We start from the raw sequence: 17670 nt of genomic DNA on the forward strand, positions 1-17670 counted from the left end.
TAGGTTTGCCTAACCTCATTGAAAAGACACAGATGCATCACAGAGGACGCACAGGGGTCTCACAGGGGGGTGCGGCGAAACGTGAGCAACGCCCGTTATCAAGCCGTTCTTGACGGTCAGGTTAGCTTTACCTTATTCATAGGTCGTTCACAGGTTTCCTTCGCGGCACCGCTCCGCCGCCCGCTCTCCTTCGACGTCTCGGCGGCGCGTTGCCCGGCGCCGGAGGTGAGCCATGTCAGGAAGGCTTCACCATGCGACGCCCCTCGGTCCGCCGTCTCGCCGTACCGCTCCTCGCCATCGGCATGCTCGCCCCGGCACTCGCGGCCTGCAGCGATGAGCCGGCCGACCTGGTCATCTACTCCGGCCGCAACGAGGACCTGGTCGAACCGCTCCTGGAGAAGCTGGAGAAGGAGCTCGACGCGAACGTCGAGGTCCGCTACGGCGACAGCGCCGAACTGGCCGCGCAGATCCTGGAGGAGGGCGACAAGACCGAGGCCGGCCTGTTCTTCTCGCAGGACGCGGGCGCCCTCGGTGCCCTGTCGAAGGAGGGACGGCTGAAGCCGCTCCCGCAGTCGACGCTCGACAAGGTCGACGAGGCCTACCGAGGCAGCGGAGGCGACTGGACGGGAGTCTCGGGCCGCGTCCGCGTGCTCGCGTACCACCCGGGCAAGGTCGCCACGCCCCCGGACAGCGTCCACGACCTGACCGGGCCCGAGTGGAAGGGCAGAATCGGAATCGCCCCGAACAACGCATCCTTCCAGGCCTTCGTCACCGGAATGCGCGTCCTCGAAGGCGACGACGCCACCCGCGACTGGCTGAAGGGCCTCAAGACCAACTCCCCGAAGACGTACGAGAGCAACATCGACGTCCTCGAAGGCGTGGACTCCGGGGAGGTCTCCGTCGGCCTGATCAACCACTACTACTGGTACGAGAAGGCCGCGGAGGAAGGCGAGGACAAGCTCACCGCCAAGCTTCACTTCCTGCCCGGCGGCGACCCGGGTGCGCTGGTCAACGTCGCCGGCGTGGGCCTCCTGAAGGGCGCCGGCAAGAAGGAGGGCGAGTACGCCCAGCAGGCCGCCGACTTCCTGCTCGGCAAGGAGGCCCAGACCTACTTCGCCGAGGAGACCAAGGAGTACCCGCTCGCCGCAGGCGTCGCTCCCGAGGAGGGCCTGCCCTCGCTCGACTCCCTCGAGGCGCCCCAGATCGACCTCGGCAAGCTCGACTCCCTCAAGGAAACCCTGGCCATGCTCCAGGAAGTCGGACTGGTCTGAGGCCCGGTCAGCCATGGCGACAGGTACGTCCGCCGACAAGGCACGCCGCGCCCACCCGGTCCGCCAGGCCGCGAAGGCCGGGAGGATCCCGTGGGCGCTGGGCCTTCCCGCGACGGTGGCCGCCGTCCTCGCGGTGCTCCCGCTCGGCTACCTCGCGGTGCGCGCGCTCGAGCACGGGCCCCGCTACGCCTGGGACATCGTCGCCACAGAGCGCACCGCCGTGCTGCTCGGCCGCAGCATCGGCCTGGCCGCCGTCGTCGTGGCGGTCTGCCTCGTCCTCGGCGTCTCGCTGGCGTGGCTGACCACCCGTACGGCACTGCCGTGGGCGGACGGCTGGGCGGTGCTGGTCACGCTGCCCCTGGCCGTGCCCAGCTACGTCGCCGCCTTCGCCTGGCTGTCCGCCGCGCCGCAACTGGCCGGGTTCTCCGGGGCCGCGCTCTCCCTGACCCTGGTGAGCTTCCCGTACGTCCATCTGCCGGTCGCCGCAGCGCTCCGCGGCACCGACCCCGCACAGGAGGAGGCCGCCCGCTCCCTCGGTCTCGGGCCGGTGCGCACCTTCTGGCGCGTCACCCTGCCGCAACTGCGCCCGGCCGCGGCCGGTGGCTCGGTACTGGTGGCGCTGTATGTGTTCTCCGACTTCGGCGCGGTCTCGTTGATGCGGTACGACACCTTCACCCGCGGCATCTACACCTCGTACCGGGCGTCCTTCGACCGCACCCCGGCCGCCGCGCTCAGCGTCGTCCTGGTCGCCCTTACCGTGGCCCTGGTCGCCGCCGAGGCGCGGACCCGCGGGCGGGCCGCCTACACACGGACCGGCACCGGCACCGCACGCCCGGCGGACCGGGCCCCGTTGGGTAAGTGGGCCCTGCCTTCGCTGAGTTGGTGCGGCGCCGTCACGGCCGCTGCCGTCGTCTTCCCGCTCGGCACGCTCGGGTACTGGCTGGCCGCCGGCGACTCCGCCACCTGGGACCCGGCGCGGCTCGCCGAGACCGCCTGGGCCACCCTCGGCGTCGCCGCCGCGGGCGCCGCGCTGACCACCGTCCTCGCCCTGCCCATCGGCGTGATCGCCGCCCGCCACCGGGGCCGTGTCGCCCACCTCCTGGAACAGGCCGCCTACGCGGGCCACGCCCTTCCGGGCATCACCATCGCCCTCTCGCTCGTGTTCTTCGCGGTGCGCTACGCCCACCCGCTGTACCAGGAACTCCCTCTGCTGGTCGGTGCGTACGCGGTGCTGTTCCTGCCCGTCGCGGTCGCCGCCACGCGCGCCGCGGTCCTCCAGGCCCCGCCCGTACTGGAGGACGTGGCGCGCTCACTGGGCCGGGGACCCTGGCGCGTCCTGCGCGAGGTCACCGTGCCGCTCGCGGCTCCCGGTGTGGCGGCCGGAGCCGCGCTGACCTTCGTGGTGTGCATGAAGGAACTGCCCGCCACCCTGTTGCTGCGCCCCACCGGCATGGACACGCTGGCCACCCGTCTGTGGACGGAGACCGGCGTCGGGTCCTTCGCCGCCGCGGCTCCGTACGCCGCCGCGCTGATCCTGCTGGCGGCGATCCCCTCCTACCTCCTCGGGAGGCACCGCACATGACCGAACTGCGTATCGAGGGCCTGTCAAAGGCCTACGGCCCTGACGCGCCGAACGTCCTCGACGGGCTCGACCTCACCGTCCCGGGCGGCGCCCTGGCCGCGGTGCTCGGCCCTTCGGGCTGCGGCAAGACCACCCTGCTGCGCATCATCGCGGGCTTCCTGCGCGCCGACGCGGGCAGCGTAACCGTCGGTGGACGTGTCCTGACCGGGCCCGGAGTGCATCTGCCTCCCGAGCGGCGCCGCATCGGAATCGTGCCCCAAGAGGGTGCGCTCTTCCCGCACTTGAGCGTCGGACGGAACGTGGCGTTCGGCCTGACAGGCCTCGACCGGACCGCGCGCCGCCGCCGTACGGAGACGATGCTGGACCTGGTGGGATTGGCGGGCTACGGCGAGCGGATGCCCCACGAGCTCTCCGGCGGCCAGCAGCAGCGGATCGCCCTGGCCCGCGCCCTGGCACCGCAGCCCGCACTGGTACTGCTCGACGAGCCGTTCAACGCCCTCGACAGCGCCCTGCGGGCGGGGGTCCGCGCCGACGTCCGCTCGGCCCTGCGGCTCAGCGGGGCCACCGCCGTTCTGGTCACCCACGACCAGCAGGAGGCCCTGTCCACCGCCGACCTCGTCGCGGTCGTACGGGACGGCCGCGTGGTCCAGTGCGACACCCCGCAGCAGGTCTATCAGCACCCGGCGGACCCCTGGGTCGCCGGATTCGTCGGCGACGCCGTCCTCCTCCCGGCGACCGCGGACAACGGCAAAGCCGTCACCGCCCTGGGCACCATCCCGCTCGTCAAGGGGGAGGCACCGGCCACCGGCACCGCACTTCTCCGTCCGGAGCAGCTCCAGCTCACCGACGCCGCGTCCGCGGCAGCGGGCGGTACGGTCACCGACGTGCGGTACTTCGGCCACGACGCCATGGTCACCGTGGCGGTCGACGGCCTCGACGAGCCCGTGGACGTCCGTGCCGTGGGACCCCTCGCCGTACAGCCCGGCCAGCGCACCCGCATCCGGGTCAGGGGCGAAGCACTGCTGCACGCGTGAGGCAGTAAGAGGTGCTCACAAAATGGGAGTCCGATCAGCTCGAGGCGCCTGGTGCGTGCGATCGCAAGGCGCCGGAAGACCCTCGATGGGGGCACCTCCCTTGCCCTTAAGGCAATGGGGGAGGAGCTACTAGGGTGTTTCGGCAACGCGGCGTGGGGGCACCTCCCAGCGTTAGCTGGGGGAGTGCGTGCCAGGCGCCTCGAGCCGGGCGCCCATTTTGTGAGCACCTCTAAGGCGGTTGCGCAGGCGGACGCCCGGTCAGCTCCGCGCGGGCAACTGTGGCCTCGGCGCCGCGTTCCCGAGCCGGATACCGCTGAACCCCAGCGTGCTGTCGATCACCGCGTCCCAGAACGCCCAGAGGTTGTCGAGCACGCGCAGCTGGATGCCCGCCTCCCTGTGGAGCTCGAGAAGATCGCCGACGGGCTCGGCGGGGCCGAGCGGCTCGACGGGCTCGACGGCCACGTGGGCGTGCGGCACCGGCTCGCCGAACGGCCGGAACGGGGCGGTCGGCAACCTGTACGCGAACAGTTCGACGCTGAGGAACCGCTGCACCCAGCCGTACTCGATCGCATGCACGCGCTCACCGCCGCCCGGGCCGAGAACGCGCTCACGGTCGGTTTCGGAGGTGCCCGGCACGGTCCAGGCCATGGCACGCGGACACTGGCGGGGGAACCAGTAGTCCGGGGCCCGGACATCGTCGACGGCCCACACGTACGCCTCCGATTGCCGGGCCGTGGCGGCGACGTGCGGACGGAACACGGTGATGGCGGGGTCTTCCGAGAAGTGCAGGACTTCACCAGGTCGTGGACGCATGGTCACTGGTCTACCGCAGAGCCGCCACCGGGCGTCGCGTCATCCGCCGGGAACACCGGCTCCTCGACGGCGTCGAGGTGCCGGGCACAGGCGCCGAGGCGTCGGCCTCGCTCTTTGCCGTTGGCGCCGTTCTTGATGGATACGCAGGGCACTTCCTGCGCCGCATGCCTATGTTGATCTCATGAGTGCAGAACTCGGCCAGGAAACCGGTGCCGTGGAGGCCAACCCACTGTGTCGCCTCTCCCTTGACCAGCTGCGACGGCGTACGAGCATGAAATGGCGCACGTACCCGGAAGACGTATTGCCGCTGTGGGTGGCCGAGATGGACGTGCCCCTGGCCGAACCGGTCGCGCGGGCCATCACGGACGCGGTCGCGCTCGGCGACACCGGCTATCCCGCGGGCACGGCCTACGCCGAGGCGCTCGCCGAGTTCGCGCGGAAGCGGTGGAGCTGGAAGGGGCCGGCGGTGGAGCGTACGGCGATCGTGCCCGATGTGATGCTGGGCGTGGTCGAGATGCTCAGGCTGGTCACCGGGCCCGGCGACGCCGTGGTGGTCAACTGCCCTGTCTATCCGCCGTTCTACCAGTTCGTACGGCACATGGACCGGCGGATCGTCGAAGCGCCCCTCGGCCCGGACCAGCGGATCGACCTCGCCGCGCTGCGGGACGCCTTCGCGCGGGCTGCCGGCAGCGGGCGGCGTGCCGCGTTTCTGCTGTGCAGCCCGCACAATCCGACCGGCACGGTGCACACCCTCGAAGAACTGACCGCAGTCGCCGCGCTGGCCGACCGGCACGGCGTACGGGTCGTCGCGGACGAGATCCATGCCCCGGTCGTCGCCCCGGGAGCGGCGTTCGTTCCCTATCTGAGTGTTCCGGACGCGGCGAGCGGGCTGTCCCTGATGTCCGCGTCCAAGGCGTGGAACCTGGCCGGGCTCAAGGCCGCGCTGGCCGTCGCGGGCCCGGCGGCGGCCGGGGACCTCGCCAAGCTCCCCGAGGAGGTAAGCCATGGACCCAGCCACGTCGGCGTACTCGCCCACACCGCCGCCCTCCGCGACGGCGGCGCCTGGCTCGACGCGCTGCTCGCCGGACTCGACGACAACCGCCGCCTGCTCGCGGATCTGCTGGCCGAACAGCTCCCGGACATACGGTACGAGCCCGCACCGGGCACCTGTCTGGCCTGGCTCGACTGCCGCGCCCTCGGCCTCGGCGACGATCCGGCCGCCGTCTTCCTGGAGCGGGGACGTGTCGCCCTGAGCTCCGGTACGGCTTTCGGCACGGGCGGGCGGGGCCACGCCCGGCTCAACCTGGCCACCTCTCCGGAACTGATCACGGAGGCGGTACGCCGCATGGCGGCCGCTGTGGCCTGACCGCGAGTCAGGAGCGCCAGGCGGGCTCCCAGGTCCTTGACGCCGCACCTGGCACCCGATTCCGGCCGCGCCTGCCACCCGACCCCGCCCTCGCGCCTGCCACCTGACTTCTGCGCCGGGGACGCGCATTGACCGCATTGACCTGATCGTTACGTGGACCAATGGGGCAAGTGACATCTTCTGGTACCTATGTGGAATCACACGTCTTGACGGGTTGATCAATAACGCAGGAAGCTGAGCCGCCCCCCACGGCGTCCCCTCACTTCCCACGTTGGATTGCCCATGCGCACGCTCGCTCACGCCAGCGCGACCGCGGCCGCCGTCGCGGTCTCGCTCGTCCTCGCTCCTTCCGCAGTCGCCACCGCTCCAGGCGACAACGGCACCGTGAAGATTCACGACGCCACCACCGGTGAGGAACTCCGCAAGAACGAACCGCACGTCTGCACCTTCTACCTCGACGCCTTCGGCTTCGACGCCGGCCAGCAGGTCGACTGGCACATCGAGGCGTGGGCCCCGACGGCCGACGTCAAGGGCGAGACCGTCAAGACCGGTTCGCTGACCCTCGACGCCGAAGGTCACGGCCGCACGGACGACCTGTCCCTCCCGGACGGCCACTACAAGCTGTTCTGGAACTTCGACGGCGAGAACGGCAGCGCCAAGCACAAGGTCTTCTGGACCGACTGCGAGGACGACACCGAGCCGGGAGCCACCACGCCCTCCGGATCCGCGTCCGCCACGCCGTCCGACGCCGTCGAGCCCACGTCGTCCGCGTCGCCGGGCGAGGCGGCCCCGGCGGCCTCGTCCTCCCCCTCTGCACAGGGCGCCGCCGGCGACCTGGCCGAGACCGGCAGCGGCGCCCCGGTCGGCATCCTGTCGACGGCGGCGGCAGCCCTGCTCGCGACGGGCGGCTATCTGGTGTTCCGTCGCCGGAAGTCCGCGTCCGGCCAGAGCTGACCGCTACCGGCCGACTGACACGCGACGGTGCCCCCGTGCTCGTACGAGTACGGGGGCACCGCGCTGTCCGGGAGGATGAGCATGCACACGACCCGGTGCCGGAAGTCGCCCGACGAAGGCGACGAAGGTCAGTGCGGACCGTCGGGAGCGAACTCCGTGCCGCAGGGGCCGGCGCCCTCGCTCTCCGGGAGCGCGATGCGGTGGCCGTCCATCGTCAAGGTGTCGTACCAGCTGCCGATCCGCTCCGCCGAGCGGCCCGCGTAGTGGCAGATGAACGAGCGGCGGAAGCGGTCGGTGGTTCGGTTCGGGTAGGAACCGTGGACCAGGCTGCCGTTGAAGAAGAGGACATCGCCGGGGGCCATGTCGACGGGCACGGCGGTCAGGCCGGGCGGCGGAGGCACGTACTCACGCGCGAACGACATGTCCGCGTCCGCCTCCTCCGGGCAGAACAGGTCCATCCGGTGCGTGCCCGGCACCACTTCCAGGCCGCCGTTGGCCCGGTCGATCACATCGCAGGCGATCCACGCGGCCACACAGGTGCCCGGCTCCACGCGTAGATAGAAGTTGTCCTGGTGCAGCGCCTGTCCGCGTGCGCCCGGCGGCTTGAAGTAGAACATGCTCTGCGCGGCCAGGACTTCCTCGCCCAGCAGGGTCTCGAGGACGTCGCGCAGCCGCGGTTCGAGGAGGAAGCGCAGGGCCAGGTCGTTGATCCGATGCGGGTGCATCACCCGGGGGTAGCGGTGCAGCGGATCGGCGCCGCCGGTCTCGGTCGCGCGTGGCTCGAAGTGCCCGGGGAGGGGACCGGCGGCGTGCAGGGCCGTGAACTCCGCGTTGAGTTCGGCGATTTCGGCTGTGTCGAACAGGGAGCGAAGCACCGTGAAGCCCTCTTCGTCGAACTGCCGGCGGGCGGCTTCGGGCAGCGCGGCCCCGTCGCTGTCGACGCCCATGTCTGTGACTGTCATGCGTTCGACCCTTCCGGTCGGCGGACTATGCAGGTCACGCTAGGACGTGACCGGAGCGGGGAGGATGCCTGTGCGTGCTGATGAATTGCCCGAGGCTGCCGACCCGTCTCCCGGGGCGTCCGTGGCTGCGCCTGTGCCGGAGCACGGGCCTGGGGGAGAGGCTGCGCTGCCGCGCGCGTCTTCGCGTACCGACCCGTCCCCGCCTCCGGGCATGGTGACCATCGGCTGCTTCGACCAGCCGACCGGATATGCCGTGAACCGGCCGCGTGGCGCGGACAGTTGGCTTTTCACCTGGACCACGGGCGGATGCGGACGGCTGGTCCAGGGCGCGGTGCCCGTGGAGGCCGCCGCGGGGAACCTGGTCGTGCTGGGCCCCGGTATGCCGCACCGGTACGCGGTCGGTCCTGCAGCGCGGCACTGGGCGTTCTGGTGGGTGCACTGCCAGGCCAGAGCGTCGTGGTCCACATGGCTGCGCCCGTACGCGAGAGGCGACAGGACGTACGCCGTCACGCCTGTACCCGGCATACAGGGACGCATCGACGCGGCGTTCCACCGGATGCTTGCCGACGCCCGATGGACGGGGCACGGCGCCCCACGGCCGGACACCGGGCCGACAACCGGGCAGGTCGCCGTCGCCCACGGCACCGCGGCGCGGGAACTGGCGCTCTGCTCCCTGGAGGAGATCGTGCTGATCGCCACCGCTACCGCAGGCGCCCGTGCGGACCGGCGCGAGTCAGGCATCGACCCGCGCGTGCGGCAGGCCCAGGAACTGATGGATGCCGATCCGGGAGCGCCGCATACGGTGCAGTCGCTGGCCGCCGAAGTCGCGCTGTCGCCGTCCCGGTTCGCCCACCTGTTCACGCAGCATGTCGGACAGTCACCGATGCGGGCGCTGCAACAAGCCCGGTTGCGCCATGCCGCCCGGCTGCTGGAGGCCACCGAACTTCCGGCCGAACGGGTGGCCGCACTGTCCGGCTTCACCAGCCCGTTCCACTTCAGCAGGGCCTTCCGGCAACGGTACGGATCCCCGCCGGGCGCATACCGGTCCGGGGCGCGGCAGCGGGCTTCGGGGGAGCGTCGGTAGGTGCCGCCGACGGGACTACCGGACTGCGGAGCTACGGACCTACGGGGCTACGGGGTCCGGGCCCGGGGGAAGCGACACGTCGACCTCCAGCGGCAGCACTGGTTGTTCGCAACGTCAGTTCGTGCGCCAATAGGCGCAGCCGCCGCCACACCGACGAAAGTGTTCCCGCGATGCAGAGCCAGACCAAGCGCCGTCTCACCGCCCAGCAACTGGACGCCCTTCTCCGGGAATCCGCCGGGACCGGATGCCGTCTCGAGGCCGAACTGACCGATGGGTGGTTCAACACCGCCTATCGGGTCCTGCTCGACGACGGCCGTCCCGCCATCGTCAAACTCGCCCCGCCCGCCGAGGTCCCCGTACTGCGCTACGAGCGCGGCATCATGAACACCGAGGCCATGGTCTACCGGCGGGTCGGCGCGGATCCGGCCGGCATACCCATGCCCGAACTCCTCTTCGCAGGCGACGACTTCCTGGCCATATCCGTGCTGGAGGGCACCCCTTGGGACACGGTGTCCGATGTTCTGCCGGCCACTGCACAGTCGGCCCTGCGCCACGAGCTCGGCCGGATCACCGCGCGCCTGCACTCACTCAAGACGGAGGACGGCTCCTTCGGCTATCCGGCCCCGGAGTCCGGGCTGTCCGCGCCCGACTGGCGCGGCGCGTTCACCGCCATGGTCGAGGCCATACTCGACGACGCCGCCCGCTGGGAGTCGCCGCTGGGAATCAGCCCGGCGGACGTACGAACCCTCGTCGCTGAGGGCGGGTACGCGCTGGACGAGGTCACCGAGCCCCGCCTGGTCCACTTCGACCTGTGGCCCGGCAACGTCTTCGTCGACGGCTCCGGGGCTCGTGTCACCGGCCTCATCGACCACGAACGGGCCTTCTGGGGCGACCCCGCCGCCGAACTGATCTCCCTCGCCTTCGGAGGTGACACCGGCCCCGGCAGCGAACTCGTCACGGGCTACACCGAGGCCGGCGGCCAACTCGGCTCCGGACCGGCCCTCCAGCACCGCCTTGCCCTGTACCGGCTGTACTTGGGCCTGATTCTGGTCGTCGAGTGCGGACCGCGCGGCTACGACACCGAGCGTCTCGCCCACTGCCGAGGGACCTTGGACGGATGGGTGAGCGACTTGCGCGAGCTGGGATGAAGGCCGCCCGGGCCCACTGAGCACGTGGCGCTCGTACGAGCCGTGGACGGAGCGTCGGCGCGCGGAGGTGATCAGCCCAGGGGACGGCCGCCACACGGAGCCGGCAGGGCGGCCGTGGGGACGATCAGGTCGGCGCGGTGCCGGCCCCCGGCGACCAGGTCGGCGTTGCGCTGGTCGGTGCCCAGCACCCATGCCACCGCCGTGTCGTGGTCCTTGCCGAACTGCTCGTGCCGCTCCACGAGGCGGCGTACGCGTTCGTCCTCGTCGAGTTCGCAGTACCAGACCTCGTCCAACTCGGACCGGACACGTGCCCATGAGCCGTCGTCCAACAGAAGGTAGTTGCCCTCTGTGACGATCAGCCGGGCGGTGCGCGGCACGGGGATGGTGCCCGCGATCGGCTGTTCCAGAGTTCGCTCGAAGCCCGGCGCGTAGACGATGTCTTCCTCCTCGTCGCGCAGGCGGCGCAGCAGCGCGGCGTAGCCCGCGGAGTCGAAGGTGTCGGGGGCGCCCTTGCGGTCGCGGCGGCCCAGGCGGTCGAGTTCGACGTCGGCGAGGTGGAAGCCGTCCATCGGCACATGGACGGCCCAGGGCGGTCCGTCGCCGTTGAGCTCCCGGACCAGCTGTTCGGCGAGCGTGGTCTTTCCGGCGCCCGGGCTGCCGGTGATGCCGAGGATCGCGCGGTGACCCGGCCGTACGAGAGACGCGGCCCGGGTGACGAGGTCGTCGAGCGTCATCGCCTGGGGCCGCTCGCCGCGAGTGGGCGCAGCTGTTCGGGACTGTGCTCCTCGATGTTCATGGGGTCAGTGTCCCGCGGGCACGTCGGCTGAGAACACCTGGGCCGGCCGAGGGCGCCGCGGTGCTCCATCCGGGTCAAAGTGCCCCATCCGCTCCGGGACCCCTCCTCGGTTCGCCCGTTACACAAGTGCGGGCCGGGCTGGACCGATGCCCCCGGCGGCGCAGGGAATGTACGGAATCGTGTACGGGATGGCGGTTGATCGTTGAGAACGGAAACCATGAAGGCAGAGGAAGCCGGAGCGTGGGCCGGGTACGGACCGGAGCGCAGGACGGCCGGCCGTCGGCGCACCGTAGCGGCGGCGATGGCGGTGGCTGCGTTGAGCCTCGCAGGGGTGGTCGGCTGTGGATGGGAGGCCTCTGGTTCGGACGGCCGGAACGGCGACTGGCTGACGGCGGGGGTGTCGAACTCGGCCTCCGCTGAATCGTCTTCGCCGTCGTCGTCGAACTCCATCGACTCGCGGAACTCGCCGAACTCGCCGAACTCGCCGGTCTCCGTCCCTGTGCGCGCCGGCGCCTCCGACGTGAAGGCGTGCTTCGACGGGACCTGTGAGATCGCGGTGTCGGAGCCCACGGACATCCCCGTCGACAGCCGCTTCGGCATCGACCGGGTCTCCGTCACCCTGGTCACCTCCGACACCGTGTCCATGCGGGCGACCGGAAACGGCAACTCCTTGCAGGCCACGAGCGGCGCCGGCGGCATCTGCATCCTCAACGGGCTCACCATCAGGGTGAAGTCCGTCGATGACGGAACGGCCGTTCTCGCCTTCTCGTCCACGACCTGACCGCAGGGGTGAGGGGGCCAAGGACCCGCCCGCTTCTCGCGGACCCTGATTGCGCGGTGCGCGGTGTCGCTCCGCTTCCCCGCGTCTGGATGTGGGGTCCTTGGCTCCACCTTCATTGGACCACCGGTGGGCCGTACGCACCAGGCGTCAGCCGAGAACACGTACCGGCGATCCGGCGAGGAACGCCTGGATGTCCTCCACGGCCTGGCTGTAGTAGGTCTCGTAGTTCGCGCGGCTGACGTAGCCGAGGTGCGGGGTGGCGAGCAGGCGGGGTGCCGAGCGCATCGGGTGATCGGCGGGCAGCGGCTCGATGTCGAACACATCGACCGCCGCCCCGGCGATGCGGCCGTCCCGCAGGGCGCTGAGCAGCGCGTCCTGGTCGACGATGGCCGCACGGGAGGTGTTGACGAGAAAGGCCGTCGGCTTGAGGAGTGCCAGCTCGCGGGCGCCGACCAGATTGCGGGTGCGGTCGCTGAGCGCGAGGTGGACGGAGACGAAGTCGCTGTCCGCGAGCAGCTCTTCTTTGGAGGCGGCCAGCTCCACGCCTACCTCCTCCGCGCGCTTCTCGGTGAGGTTCTGGCTCCAGGCCACCACGTCCATGCCGAAGGCGAGGCCGACCTGGGCCACTCTGCTGCCGATCTTGCCGAGCCCGAGCAGACCGAGCCGGCGGCCGTGCAGATCGGCGCCCACGGTGCTCTGCCAGGGGCCGCCGTCCCGCAGCGCGTTGTTCTCGGTGACGATCCCGCGGGCCAGGCCGAGGAGCAGCGCCCAGGTCAACTCGACGGGAGGCGTCGAGGAACTCGCGGTGCCGCACACGGTGACCCCGCCCGCCTCGGCGGCGGCGTAGTCGATCACCGAATTGCGCATCCCGGAGGCGATCAGCAGCTTCAGGCGGGTCAGCCGCGAGAGCAGCGAGGCGGGGAAGGGCACGCGCTCGCGGAGGGTGACGACGATATCGAAGTCGGCGATGGCCGCGGCGAGTTCGTCCTCGGTGGCGAAGTGCTCGGTGAACGCGACGACCTCCACGTCATCCGCGAGGGGCGACCAGTCCGCGACGGTGGTCGCGGCGCTCTGGAAGTCGTCGAGCACGGCGCAGCGAAGGTGCATGTCGGTTCTCTCCAAGGCTGGTGTCGCTGGTGTCGCGGTGGTCACCGCAGAGGCTCCCCGGCCGGGACGGCCGGCCCCCTCGGCTCTTCGTCCCGGCCCCGTGATTCTCTCTGTTCCGCTTCAACGTGGGCGCACGGGGTCGAGCGCGCTGGTTCCCGCCTCAGCCCTCACCGTGGTGGAGACCGCCGTGGACCTCACCCGTGGTGCACGGATCCCAGGCGGGCGAGCTCGTCCGCCGAGAGCCGCAGCGCGCCGGCGGCCACGTTCTCGACCAGATGGTCCGGGTTGCCCGTACCCGGGATGGCCAGCACATGCGGCCCCTGGTGCAGGGTCCACGCCAGCCGTACCTGCGCCTCAGTCGCGCCGTGTGCGCGGGCGACGGCGAGTACTTCGCTGCCCTGGCCGTCGTCGCCGTCGGTGCTGCTCGCGCCGAATGCACCTGCTTCACCGGCGATCGCGAAGAACGGCACGAACGCGATGCCCTGCTCCCCGCAGGCGCGGAGCACCTCGTCGGAGTCGGCGCGCCCGGTTTCCAGGCCGTACCGGTTCTGCACGCAGACCACCGGCGCGATGGCCTGGGCTTCGGCGAGGTGCGCGGGATCGACATTGGAGATGCCCAGGTGGCGTACGAGTCCTGCGTCGCGCAGCTCGGCCAGCGCGCCGAAGTGCTCGGCCAGCGTGCCGGGTCCGTTGAGGCGGAGGTTCACCACGTCGAGGTGGTCGCGGCCGAGCTGGCGCAGATTCTCCTCGACCTGGCCGCGCAGCTGTTCGGGAGTGGCCCAGGGCAGCCACTTGCCCGACGGGTCGCGGCAGGGCCCGACCTTGGTGACGATGACCAGGTCGTCCGGGTAGGGGGCCAGCGCCCGGTTGATCAGCTCGTTGGCGGAGCGCAGCGACGAGAAGTAGAACGCGGCGGTGTCGATGTGGTTGACGCCGAGCTCGAGCGCCCGCCGCAGCACGCCGATCGACCGTTCGCGGTCGCTCGGTGTGCCGAGGTCGAAGGCGGCGCTGCCGGTCAGGCGCATCGCGCCGAAGCCCAGGCGGTTGACGGTCAGGTCACCGAGCTTCCAGGTGCCCGAGGCCGCCGCGGTGATCGTCTCTGAGGTCATCGAGGGAGTCTGGCACACGGTCCCACGGGTGCACAGAGCGCCGGTCGGCGGGCGGTCGGGCGCCCGGCAGCGTGACGGACGTGCTCTGATGGATGTATGCCCGTGTTCGTCGGTACCTCCGGGTGGCAGTACCGGGACTGGCGCGGAGTCCTGTATCCGGCCGACATGCCGCAGCGGCTGTGGCTGGAGGAGTACGCGGCACAGTTCGCCACGGTCGAGATCAACAACGCCTTCTACCGGCTGCCCACGCCGGAGACGTTCGCCGCATGGCGTGCCCGTACGCCGGAGGGCTTCGTCATCGCCGTGAAGGCCAGCCGCTTCCTGACCCATATCAAGCGGTTGCGCGACCCCGAGGAACCGGTACACCGGCTGATGAGCCATGCCGCCGGTCTCGGTGACCGGCTCGGCCCGGTGCTGCTGCAGCTCCCGCCCACCCTGCGGGCGGATCCGGCACTGCTGGACGACTGCCTGGCCCGCTTCCCGGCCGGTACGCGGGTGGCGGTCGAGCCCCGCCACGACTCCTGGTGGACCCCCGAGGTCCGCGCCGTGCTCGAGAACCGCGGTGCCGCCCTGTGCTGGGCCGATGTGGAGGCCCGGCCCACCACGCCGCTCTGGCGGACCACGGACTGGGGCTATCTGCGCCTTCACGTCGGACGGGCCAAGCCGTGGCCCCGCTACGGCCGGCAGTCGCTCCACACATGGGTGCGGCGACTCGCCGACACCTGGCCGGACACGTGCGACCTCCATGTGTACTTCAACAACGATCCCGGCGGAGCCGCGGTCCACGACGCCATCGTCTTCGCGCGCGCTGCGACGGCCGAGGGAATGACCGTCAGCCGTACCCCGCGGCGCCTGCCGTCCCGGACCGGCACCGCTGCCGGTACCAGCAGCGCAGCCGGCGCGGCGTGACTACCCGTGGGGGAGCGACTGCTCGGCCCAGATGATCTTGCCTTCGGGGGTGTAACGGGTGCCCCAGCGATCGGCGAGCTGGGCGACGAGGAACAGGCCCCGCCCGCCCTCGTCCATGGTGGCCGCGTACCGCAGGTGCGGTGAGGTGCTGCTGGCGTCGAAGACCTCGCAGATCAGGCTGCGGTCGCGCAGCAGGCGGACGCGGATCGGGGCGCTTCCGTAGCGGATGGCGTTGGTGACCAGCTCGCTCAGTACCAGCTCCGTGGTGAACACCATGTCGTCCAGTCCCCACTCCGCGAGCTGCCCGACGACCGAGGCACGCACCTCCGCGACGGCCGCGGGATCGGAGGGCACGTCCCACTCCGCGACGCCGTCGGCACCCAGGGCGCGGGTGCGGGCGACGATCAGGGCGATGTCGTCGCTCTGGCGGGCCGGCAGCAGGGCGTCGAGAACCGCACGGCAGGTGTCGTCCGGTGACCGGTCGGCCCCGGCGAGAGACATGCGCAGGAGCTCGAGTCCGATGTCGATGTCCCGGTAGCGGTCCTCGATGAGGCCGTCGGTGTAGAGGACCAGTTTGCTGCCTTCGTCCAGGATCAGGTCGGCCGTCTCGAACGGGAGTCCTCCGAGGCCGAGCGGCGGGCCCGCGGGCACCTCGGGGAAGTCGACCGTGCCGTCGGGGCGGACCAGCGCCGGCAGGGGGTGGCCGGCCCGGGCGACGGTGCAGCGCCGGGAGACGGGGTCGTAGATCGCGTACAGACAGGTGGCGCCGGTGATCGTGGCGCTGCCGCCCGCCGCGGCCTCGTCCTGGTCGATGCGGCTGACCATGTCGTCGAGGAGACCGAGGATCTCGTCGGGCGGCAGGTCCAGAGTCGAGAAGTTGTGCACCGCGGTACGCAGCCGGCCCATGGTGGCCGCGGCGTGCAGGCCGTGGCCGACGACGTCGCCCACGACGAGCGCGACTCGGGCTCCGGGCAGCGGCATGACGTCGAACCAGTCGCCGCCCACCCCCGCCTGCGCGGGCAGATAGCGGTAGGCGACGTCCAGCGCGCTCTGCTCGGGCAGATTGCGCGGGAGCAGGCTGCGCTGCAGCGTCACGGCCATGGTGTGCTCGCGGGTGTAGCGGCGAGCGTTGTCGATGGAGACCGCGGCACGGGTGACAAGCTCTTCGGCGAGCGCCAGGTCGTCCTCGTCGAAGGGCTCGGGTTTCTCCGAGCGCCAGAAGTTGGCCACTCCCATCACCACGCCGCCCACGCGCAGCGGGACGGTGACCATGGAATGGATGCCGAATTCCAGGACCTCTGCGGTGCGTTCGGGACTCTGTGCCAGCCACCCGGGTGCGGATTTCAGGTCGGGCTCGAGGACCGCCTGTCCGGTGGTGAGGCCCTGGGCCTGGGGGGTCGAGGCGACGAAGGTGATCTGCGCGCCGACCGGGTAGAGGGGAGCGTCGTTCCGGATGCCGTTGAACGCGGTACGGCGCAGCTCTGTGACCGTGCGGTCCGGCTCGTCCCCGTTCAGGACGGCGTTCCCCAGGTCCACGCTGACGTAGTCCGCGAAGCGCGGCACGGCCACCTCGGCCAGCTCCTCGGCGGTGTGGGTCACATCGAGGGTCGTACCGATCCCCACCCCGGCGTCGTACAGCAGTTTGAGGCGTTCCCGTGCCACCTCGGCCCTGCCGGACAGGGCACGCAGCTCGGTCGAGTCGCGGAGCGTCGCGACGCTGCCGCGCGGGCCTCCGTCGCGGTCCGTGGGCCGGTTGTTGACCGCCAGCAGCCGGTCCCCGACCAGGTGCACCTCGTCCGTGGCGACTCGCCCGGAGGCCAGCAGCCCGGCCGTGCCGGAGTCCAGGCCGAGTTCCGAGACGTGCCGGCCCTCGGCGTCCTTGGGCAGGTCGAGCAGCCTCTGCGCCTCGTCGTTGGCGAGTACCAGCCGGCCCTCACCGCTGAGGATGATCACCCCTTCCCGGACCGAGTGCAGCACCGCGTCATGGTGCTCGTACATCCGGGTCATCTCGTACGGGCCGAGGCCCCGGGTCTGGCGCAGCAGCCGTCTGCTCACCAGCGCCGTCCCGGCCGTGGCGAGGGCGAGGGCGGTGGCCGCGGCGGCGAAGAGGATTGGCATGTGCTCCTCGACGTAGCCGCCCACATGCTCGGTCGTGATGCCGGCGGAGACCAGCCCCACGACCGTCCCGTCGGGATCCTTGACGGGGACCACAGCCTGCACCAGATGGCCTATGGTCCCGTCGATCTCCTCGGTGATGGGGCGGCCGGCCAGTGCGGGGGCGAGGGTCCCGACGAACTTCTTCCCGATCCTGTCCGGTTTGGGGTGCGTGTAGCGGATCCCCTCGGTGTTCATGACGACGATGAAGTCCACGTGCGACTGCGTACGAGCCGCCTCGGCGCGAGGCTGCAGCACCGCGGTGGGGTCCGGGCTGTTCAGGGCCTCGACGATTCCGGGTGCGTTCGCGAACGTCTCCGCGACGGCGAGCGATCGGTTGCGCGCCTCTTGGCCGCTGTCGTGCCGTACCTGCAGCACCAGGGCCACCGCCGCGGCCACCACCAGCAGCAGCACGATCACCACATGCAGCACGAACACCTGGCCGGCGACGCTGCGCCTGCTCAACGCCGACCGCAGCCTCGCGGTCCACGTGCGTGGGGGGTCGTCGCGGGGGCCGCCGTCCTGGCGTCCCCGCTGGTCGAAAGAGGGGCGGTGGAGGGTCTGCCGGTCCTGCATCGTCTGCCGGTCTCGCAGGGTCTG

At 71.1% G+C, this 17670-nt stretch carries 15 protein-coding genes; 9 read left to right on the plus strand and 6 right to left on the minus strand.

Translation table 11 applies throughout. The features are described 5' to 3' along the window. Window positions 1-251 precede the first annotated feature (251 nt). Genes H1D24_RS09870 through H1D24_RS09880 form a run of 3 tightly spaced genes read left to right on the plus strand, consistent with a single transcriptional unit; the run spans window position 252 to window position 3887 of the window. Window positions 252-1271 carry an iron ABC transporter substrate-binding protein gene (locus H1D24_RS09870; RefSeq protein WP_181657037.1) on the plus strand — a complete coding sequence of 340 codons (1020 nt, stop codon included), beginning with the start codon at window positions 252-254 and terminating at the stop codon, window positions 1269-1271. 13 nt (window positions 1272-1284) lie between these two features. Further along, window positions 1285-2853, plus strand: coding sequence for an ABC transporter permease (locus H1D24_RS09875; RefSeq protein WP_181657038.1), 1569 nt, complete (start codon window positions 1285-1287; stop codon window positions 2851-2853). Then, on the plus strand, window positions 2850-3887 hold the full coding sequence (locus H1D24_RS09880) for an ABC transporter ATP-binding protein (RefSeq protein WP_181657039.1): 1038 nt from the start codon (window positions 2850-2852) through the stop codon (window positions 3885-3887). Before H1D24_RS09875 ends, H1D24_RS09880 begins: the two co-directional genes overlap by 4 nt. A gap of 258 nt (window positions 3888-4145) precedes the next feature. On the opposite strand, the gene H1D24_RS09885 is transcribed toward H1D24_RS09880, so the two are convergent. Further along, entirely contained in the window at window positions 4146-4700 is a 555-nt protein-coding gene (locus H1D24_RS09885) for a DUF6886 family protein (RefSeq protein ID WP_181657040.1), read from the minus strand. A gap of 181 nt (window positions 4701-4881) precedes the next feature. On the opposite strand from H1D24_RS09885, the gene H1D24_RS09890 reads away from it, so the two are divergent. Both H1D24_RS09890 and H1D24_RS09895 read left to right on the plus strand, forming a co-directional pair. Continuing rightward, window positions 4882-6066 carry a MalY/PatB family protein gene (locus tag H1D24_RS09890; protein WP_181657041.1) on the plus strand — a complete coding sequence of 395 codons (1185 nt, stop codon included), beginning with the start codon at window positions 4882-4884 and terminating at the stop codon, window positions 6064-6066. A 282-nt stretch (window positions 6067-6348) separates the two neighbouring features. Then, on the plus strand, window positions 6349-7020 hold the full coding sequence (locus H1D24_RS09895; protein WP_181657042.1) for an LAVTG motif-containing sortase-dependent surface protein: 672 nt from the start codon (window positions 6349-6351) through the stop codon (window positions 7018-7020). A gap of 128 nt (window positions 7021-7148) precedes the next feature. On the opposite strand, the gene H1D24_RS09900 is transcribed toward H1D24_RS09895, so the two are convergent. Further along, window positions 7149-7982 (minus strand): phytanoyl-CoA dioxygenase family protein, encoded by an 834-nt coding sequence (locus H1D24_RS09900; RefSeq protein ID WP_181657043.1) that lies wholly within the window; start codon window positions 7980-7982, stop codon window positions 7149-7151. Between the two features lie 211 nt (window positions 7983-8193). On the opposite strand from H1D24_RS09900, the gene H1D24_RS09905 reads away from it, so the two are divergent. Beyond that, window positions 8194-9066: a helix-turn-helix domain-containing protein gene (locus tag H1D24_RS09905; RefSeq protein WP_181657044.1), complete on the plus strand. Its 873-nt coding sequence runs from the start codon at window positions 8194-8196 to the stop codon at window positions 9064-9066. Between the two features lie 170 nt (window positions 9067-9236). After that, window positions 9237-10214: a phosphotransferase family protein gene (locus H1D24_RS09910; protein ID WP_181657045.1), complete on the plus strand. Its 978-nt coding sequence runs from the start codon at window positions 9237-9239 to the stop codon at window positions 10212-10214. A gap of 71 nt (window positions 10215-10285) precedes the next feature. Here the strand turns inward: H1D24_RS09910 and H1D24_RS09915 are convergent, their stop codons facing one another. Beyond that, window positions 10286-10948 (minus strand): nucleoside/nucleotide kinase family protein, encoded by a 663-nt coding sequence (locus tag H1D24_RS09915; protein WP_181657046.1) that lies wholly within the window; start codon window positions 10946-10948, stop codon window positions 10286-10288. 279 nt (window positions 10949-11227) lie between these two features. Here H1D24_RS09915 and H1D24_RS09920 point away from each other — a divergent pair, with 279 nt between their 5' ends. Then, a complete protein-coding gene (locus H1D24_RS09920; RefSeq protein ID WP_181657047.1) occupies window positions 11228-11791 on the plus strand; it encodes a hypothetical protein in 564 nt (187 codons plus the stop codon). Window positions 11792-11938: 147 nt separating this feature from the next. On the opposite strand, the gene H1D24_RS09925 is transcribed toward H1D24_RS09920, so the two are convergent. Both H1D24_RS09925 and H1D24_RS09930 read right to left on the minus strand, forming a co-directional pair. After that, entirely contained in the window at window positions 11939-12898 is a 960-nt protein-coding gene (locus H1D24_RS09925; RefSeq protein WP_181657048.1) for a D-2-hydroxyacid dehydrogenase family protein, read from the minus strand. Between the two features lie 194 nt (window positions 12899-13092). Further along, window positions 13093-14007 (minus strand): oxidoreductase, encoded by a 915-nt coding sequence (locus H1D24_RS09930; RefSeq protein WP_181657049.1) that lies wholly within the window; start codon window positions 14005-14007, stop codon window positions 13093-13095. A gap of 96 nt (window positions 14008-14103) precedes the next feature. On the opposite strand from H1D24_RS09930, the gene H1D24_RS09935 reads away from it, so the two are divergent. Then, window positions 14104-14916 carry a DUF72 domain-containing protein gene (locus tag H1D24_RS09935; RefSeq protein WP_181657050.1) on the plus strand — a complete coding sequence of 271 codons (813 nt, stop codon included), beginning with the start codon at window positions 14104-14106 and terminating at the stop codon, window positions 14914-14916. On the opposite strand, the gene H1D24_RS09940 is transcribed toward H1D24_RS09935, so the two are convergent. Beyond that, window positions 14917-17535 carry a SpoIIE family protein phosphatase gene (locus H1D24_RS09940; protein WP_374064197.1) on the minus strand — a complete coding sequence of 873 codons (2619 nt, stop codon included), beginning with the start codon at window positions 17533-17535 and terminating at the stop codon, window positions 14917-14919. Between the last annotated feature and the right edge of the window lie 135 nt (window positions 17536-17670).

This window comes from Streptomyces himalayensis subsp. himalayensis (genome assembly GCF_013778455.1).
GTDB classification, from domain to species: domain Bacteria; phylum Actinomycetota; class Actinomycetes; order Streptomycetales; family Streptomycetaceae; genus Streptomyces; species Streptomyces himalayensis.